Source organism: Phyllobacterium sp. CCNWLW109 (assembly GCF_037203905.1).
Taxonomy (GTDB): domain Bacteria; phylum Pseudomonadota; class Alphaproteobacteria; order Rhizobiales; family Rhizobiaceae; genus Phyllobacterium; species Phyllobacterium ifriqiyense.
Map to the genome: position 1 here is coordinate 1076685 of NZ_JBBCBK010000001.1, position 6469 is coordinate 1083153.

At 50.3% G+C, this 6469-nt stretch carries 5 protein-coding genes; 4 read left to right on the forward strand and 1 reads right to left on the reverse strand.

Translation table 11 applies throughout. The features are described 5' to 3' along the window. The first annotated feature begins 218 nt into the window (after positions 1 to 218). Positions 219 to 968 carry a FadR/GntR family transcriptional regulator gene (locus V9K92_RS05265; RefSeq protein WP_336441522.1) on the forward strand — a complete coding sequence of 250 codons (750 nt, stop codon included), beginning with the start codon at positions 219 to 221 and terminating at the stop codon, positions 966 to 968. Positions 969 to 1065: 97 nt separating this feature from the next. On the opposite strand, the gene araD1 is transcribed toward V9K92_RS05265, so the two are convergent. After that, positions 1066 to 2058: an AraD1 family protein gene (araD1, locus tag V9K92_RS05270; RefSeq protein ID WP_115055099.1), complete on the reverse strand. Its 993-nt coding sequence runs from the start codon at positions 2056 to 2058 to the stop codon at positions 1066 to 1068. Positions 2059 to 2403: 345 nt separating this feature from the next. On the opposite strand from araD1, the gene chvE reads away from it, so the two are divergent. The 3 genes from chvE (at position 2404) to mmsB (ending at position 6208) form a co-directional block, all read left to right on the forward strand. Next, complete coding sequence (gene chvE, locus V9K92_RS05275) at positions 2404 to 3417, forward strand: multiple monosaccharide ABC transporter substrate-binding protein (protein WP_115055132.1); 1014 nt, start codon at positions 2404 to 2406, stop codon at positions 3415 to 3417. A 77-nt stretch (positions 3418 to 3494) separates the two neighbouring features. Next, on the forward strand, positions 3495 to 5018 hold the full coding sequence (mmsA, locus tag V9K92_RS05280) for a multiple monosaccharide ABC transporter ATP-binding protein (protein ID WP_337353465.1): 1524 nt from the start codon (positions 3495 to 3497) through the stop codon (positions 5016 to 5018). A 2-nt stretch (positions 5019 to 5020) separates the two neighbouring features. Then, positions 5021 to 6208, forward strand: a complete 1188-nt coding sequence (gene mmsB / locus V9K92_RS05285) for a multiple monosaccharide ABC transporter permease (RefSeq protein WP_337353466.1) — start codon at positions 5021 to 5023, stop codon at positions 6206 to 6208. Positions 6209 to 6469 lie beyond the last annotated feature (261 nt).

Here is a 6469-nt window from a genome sequence, read left to right on the forward strand (position 1 = left end):
CGGCGAACAGCGCGAATGTGCTCTATTCGCGCTGTTCGCGCTCCATAGGAGGAGGGGACCTGCGGAATAGCAATATTGCCGATTGTGAATGATATTATAATATTATAAATAGGTATCAGGGAGAGAGGGAGGCAGAGGCTGCACGGTTCAGAAACCGTTGCGTGGCATGTTTTGCAATCTCCTGTGTAAAGTCACCCCATGAATTTACAGGCAAGCACTTGGCAGGCAGGGAACTCACCGATTACGACTTTCGCACGACGGGCCAGTCGCGAACGCATCATGGTCATGTTATGCGTGATCTTGGTCTGAAGATCATCAGCGGCGCCTATCCTGAAAAAAGCATACTTCCAGGAGATACCGAACTTCTGCAACGTTTTGGAGTATCGCGAACCGTTTTGCGCGAAGCGCTGAAAACGCTGGCGGCGAAAGGTCTGATCCAACCGAAAGCCAAGATCGGCACAAGGGTCTTGGAACGATCGCATTGGAACCTGTTCGATCCTGATATATTGGTTTGGCATTTCGAAGCCGGCGCAACAGCCGATTTTCTGGCGAGTATTGTCGAGATGCGTCTGGCATTGGAGCCTGAGGCGGCGGGTCTTGCAGCATTGCGACGTACGGACAAACAATTGGAAACATTGTTTCGCTGGGTCGAGCGGATGGGAGAGGCAAAAGAGTCCGCAACGGACTTTGTCTACAGCGATTTGCAGTTCCATATTGCCGTTGCAGAGGCTTCCGGGAATCCCTTCATGCGCTCTATCAGTGCACTGATAGAGGTAGCTCTGGTGACGACATTTACCATCAGCTCGCCGATTCCTAATTCAGAAAGTCATATCCGTTCAGTAGCCCGCCATGCAGCAATTGCTGCGGCAATTCGTGACGGAGATGTGGAGGCTGCCAAGGCTGCGATGCGCGTTGTCATTGCCGAAGGCGCCGAGCGTGTCCTGGTCGCAGGGCGCGCATCGTCATAGAACTCGCACTATAACCAGCCGGTATTATCACATGTCGAGGCTGTTCTTCCGTCAATACCGATAACGGAAGAACACGCTTTGGTCATATAGAAGATACTTAAAGTGCTGTGATCTTCACTTTGGAAGGCTTTTCCACCTTGAGCGGGTTGCGCAAGGGAAGGCCGAAAGCTGGTGCCTCGATTTCGAATACGTCGCCATTCTCGGGCTTTATACCATCCGCAAATGACAATGTTGCTGTTCCGAACATGTGAATATGAATGTCACCTGGCTGGCGGAAAACCGAATATTTGAAGTGATGATATTCCAGATTTTCAATCGTATGGGACATGTTATCTTCGCCGGAAAGAAATGGCTTTTCCCATATAGTCTTGTTTTTTCGCGTAATGCGGGATGTGCCGCGAATATCTGCTGGCAAATCGCCAAGGATCAATTCTGGGCCGACCGAGCAGGGGCGAAGCTTGGAATGAGCAAGATAAAGATAGTTTACGCGCTCCATGACATGATCGGAGAATTCGTTGGCCAGCGCGAAGCCCAGCCGGAAAGGTGATCCATCCGGGCCTATCACGTAAATGCCAGCGATTTCTGGTTCTTCCCCTGCATCATCGGCAAAAGCTGGAGAAAGCAGGGCTTGGCCTGGGCCAGTCAGCATTGATCCGTTGCCTTTGTAGAACCATTCCGGTTGAACTCCGGTCTTTCCCTTTTTGGGTTTGCCGTCTTCAAGACCCATACGGAACATTTTCATAGAATCGGTGAGTGTTTCTTCTTTGGCATCGCCAATCTTGCGGTGCATGGCATCGCGAGTTGCAGCAGATCCAAGATGTGTCAGCCCGGTTCCTGTCAGATGGATATGAGCTGGATCATGGGTATCGATGGGCGGCAGCAGTCTGCCTTCACTATAGGCAGCAGCGATATCGACGGTCTTTCCAAGTCCGCGAATTTCAATAATTGCAGCAATACCAGTCCCAGCTTCGATTGCCGCATGGGCCAGTTCCAATACAGAACGGGTCCGTTTTACCAGACGAAACTCTTCGCCGATACGTGCAGCAACCTGACGCTTGCCCTTGGTATTGAGTAGTTGAACCAGATTCACAATTTCCTCCCGGTGTTCATTTGCAAATATTTATATAAGGGGATCGACGGATATGTCTTCCAAAAAATATTATAATAGGATTATATGGCATTAAGCCAGCGTTGGGTAGCCTGATGCGCAACTGAAAATGCTTGTGCAGCGGAATTTCACAATCGTGAAAGAAGGCCTATTCCAAAAGTCATACTTTTCAGATAAATGTGCAGACGGGCCCTGCCTTGGGAGGACTGGTTCAATCTTGGCAAAGCTGGCTGCGGTCAACAAAAGCGCGTAATTTGATTGGAAATTGGGAGGATAGACGTGAAAATACTTAATTTGGTTGCTGCGGGACTGATCGCGCTGGGCGCGATGAGCACGCAAACTTTTGCACAAGACAAAGGCACCGTTGGCATTTCCATGCCTACCAAAGCCTCCGCCCGCTGGATTGCTGACGGCGATAACATGGTCAAGGCGTTGAAAGAACGTGGCTATGGTACCGATCTGCAATATGCGGAAGATGACATTCCCAACCAGCTGGCCCAGATCGAGAACATGGTCACCAAGGGCGTCAAGGTTCTTGTGATTGGTGCCATCGACGGCACCACGCTTTCGAATGTGTTGCAGCAGGCACATGATGCCGGTATCAAGGTTATCGCCTATGATCGCCTCATCCGTGATTCCGGTAATGTTGACTATTATACAACATTCGACAACTTCCAGGTTGGCGTTCTACAGGCGAGTTCGCTGGTCAAGGCGCTTGGACTTCCTGATGCGAAGGGCCCGTTCAACATCGAGCTATTCGGCGGCTCACCAGACGACAATAACGCCTTTTTCTTCTATGATGGCGCAATGTCGGTGCTTCAGCCTTTGATCGATAGCGGCAAACTTGTTGTCCAGTCCGGCCAGACAGGCATGGATAAGGTCGGAACACTGCGCTGGGACGGAGCTGTTGCTCAAGCCCGCATGGATAATCTCCTTTCAGCCTACTACACAGACAAGAAGGTGGACGCAGTGCTGTCGCCATATGATGGTCTGTCCATTGGCATCCTCTCGTCGCTACGTGGCGTAGGCTATGGCACGAAAGATCAGCCATTCCCGTTCGTTTCCGGACAGGATGCTGAAGTGCCTTCCGTCAAATCCATTATCGCAGGCGAGCAGTATTCAACGGTCTACAAGGATACACGCGAACTGGCCAAGGTTACGGCCAACCTTATCGACAAGGTGCTGAAAGGCGAAGAGCCGGAAATCAACGACACAAAGACCTATAATAATGGTGTGAAAGTTGTTCCAGCCTATCTTCTCAAGCCTGTTGAAGTCGACAAGACCAACTGGAAAGAGATTCTGATTGGTGGTGGCTACTACACCGAAGATCAGCTGAAATAAGCTGACAGATCGCATGAACCCTGCGTCTTGCGATGCAGGGTTCTTTTCCTATTGCAGTGACGTCGATGAGGATCTCGATGGATACAATCCTCGAAATGCGCAATATCACCAAGACCTTTCCTGGTGTCAAAGCGCTGAATAATGTCAATCTTAATGTTCGCAAAGGTGAAATTCACGCTCTGGTGGGCGAGAATGGTGCCGGAAAGTCAACCCTGATGAAGGTGCTAAGCGGAGTTTATCCGCATGGCAGTTATGAGGGAGAAATTTTCTACAAGGGCGAGGAGCAACGCTTCCGCGATATTAGCGACAGTGAGAAAAAAGGCATTATTATTATACATCAGGAGCTGGCTTTGGTGCCGCTGCTGTCAATTGCTGAAAACATCTTTCTTGGTAATGAACCTGCAAAGTTTGGCATTATTGATTGGCACGTAGCGGAAACCCGCACGCGCGAATTGCTTGCCAAGGTTGGTTTGAAAGAAGACCCGCTGACGCTCGTGACCAATCTGGGTGTGGGCAAGCAGCAATTGGTGGAAATTGCCAAAGCCTTATCCAAGGAAGTTGAACTTCTCATTCTTGACGAGCCCACGGCCAGTCTTAATGAAAAGGATAGCGATGCCTTGCTTGAATTGCTGCTGGAATTCAAGGCACAGGGTATCTCGTCGATCCTGATCTCCCACAAGCTCAATGAAGTCGGTAAAGTCGCGGATCGCATTACAGTCTTGCGCGATGGTGCAACCATCGAGACGCTGGATAAGCAGGATATTTCGGAAGACAAGATCGTAACTTTGATGGTCGGCCGCCAATTGGCAGACCGCTATCCGCAGCGTGTGCCAAATATTGGCGAAGTTGTCTTCGAGGTGAAGGACTGGGTGGTCCACCATCATCTCCATAGCGACCGCACCGTGGTCAACGGGATCGGCATGAATGTCCGCAAGGGCGAAGTCGTTGGCATCGCAGGGCTGATGGGGGCCGGACGAACTGAATTCGCCATGAGTGTCTTTGGCAAGGCCTATGGCAGCAAGATCAGCGGCGAAGTTTTCATCAAGGGCAAGAAGGCCGATGTTTCAACCATTGGACGGGCCATCGATAATGGCATTGCCTATGTCACGGAGGACCGCAAGACCTATGGCCTCAATCTGATTGATCACATCAAGCACAATACCACGATCGTTAATCTGGAAGGTGTTTCCAGTAATGGCGTTCTAGATGATATGACCGAATTGAAGGTTGCGAATGAATATCGCACCAAAACCAATATCCGTTCATCCAGCATCTATCAGAAAACCGGAAATCTTTCCGGCGGCAATCAGCAGAAGGTCGTTCTTTCGAAGTGGCTTTTTGCCAATCCGGACTTATTGATTCTGGATGAGCCAACGCGTGGCATTGATGTCGGTGCCAAATATGAAATCTATTCGATCATCAATCAGCTTGTGGCTATGGGTAAAAGCGTTTTGGTGATCTCGTCGGAAATGCCGGAACTTCTCGGCATATGCGACCGGATTTACGTTATGAATCAGGGCAAGCTCGTTGGCGAAATGGCTGCCAGCGAAGCCAGCCAAGAAAAGATCATGCGCGCCATTATCCGCGCTGAAGGGAAATAATCATGAGTATTGAAACTGCACCGGCAAAAATTCAGACCGACGGTTCGGCGACAAAAGGCAATTTGCGTGAATACGGGCTGGTTGCGGCGCTGATTCTGATCATGCTGTTCTTTCAGTTCACCACCAATGGCACGCTGTTCCGCCCGGTGAACCTCACCAATCTCGTTTTGCAGAACAGTTACATTATTATCATGGCTCTCGGCATGCTTCTGGTCATTGTTGCCGGACATATCGATCTGTCTGTCGGTTCGGTGTCGGGCTTTGTGGGCGGATTGGCTGCTGTCATGATGGTGAAATGGCAAATTCACTATGTGCCGGCAACGATACTCTGCCTCATAATGGGTGGTGTAATCGGCGCGGCACAGGGCTATTGGGTCGCCTACCACAAAATACCATCCTTTATTGTCACGCTGGCTGGCATGCTGGTTTTCAAAGGGCTGGCCCTTTGGTTGCTCGGTGGACAATCGGTTGGCCCGTTCCCGCCTCAGTTCCAGCTTTTGAGCTCTGGTTTCATTCCTGATTTCTTTGGCGTCGTTGGCTTCAACGTAACTTCCATGCTGATCGGTGTCGTTCTGGTTGCCTTAATGATCTATTCAAGTGTCCGTGGCCGGGCAAAGCGCGAGAAGCATGGCTATCACGGTGAGCCCTTTGCGCTCTTTGTAGCCAAGAACCTTATCATCGGCGGTATTATTCTATTCCTTGTTTACCTGCTGTCTTCTTATAAGGGGCTGCCCAACGTTCTCGTCGTCATGTCACTGCTGATTGCGCTTTTCGTCTTCGTGACCAAGCGCATGACAATTGGCCGACGTATTTACGCCATGGGCGGTAATGAAAAAGCGGCAAAGCTCTCTGGCATAAAGACCGAGCGGCTAACCTTCTTCACCTTCGTCAACATGGGTGTATTGGCCGCGCTTGCTGGATTGATTTTCGCTGCGCGATTGAACACGGCAACGCCGAAAGCCGGTCTTGGCTTTGAGCTTGACGTCATTGCGGCTGTGTTTATTGGCGGCGCATCGGCAATGGGGGGCGTCGGCCAGGTGATGGGCGCAGTTATTGGCGCCTTCATCATGGGCGTCATGAATAATGGCATGTCGATTATGGGCGTTAATATTGATTGGCAACAGGTGATCAAGGGGCTGGTGCTTCTGGCTGCAGTGGTCTTTGACGTTTACAATAAGAACAAGGCTTGAGCCGTTCAGCTGACAGCTTGTTCTCTCGTCATTCAAAAACCGGGGCTGGCCATGATGGCAGCCCCGGTTTTTTTGTGAAGAAATCGTAAATCGACGAAAGAAAAATCTACATTTTGTTGAGTTATCCCCAGGGATTGGGATTTGTTTTATAAAAGTTAGATTTTGGGGATTTTTTTGAGAAAGTGTTGTTGACAGTTTTGTGGAGTGGGGTCTATATACCGACACAACGAGGGCGGGGCGCCGCTGGCGGTTGCCGAATGC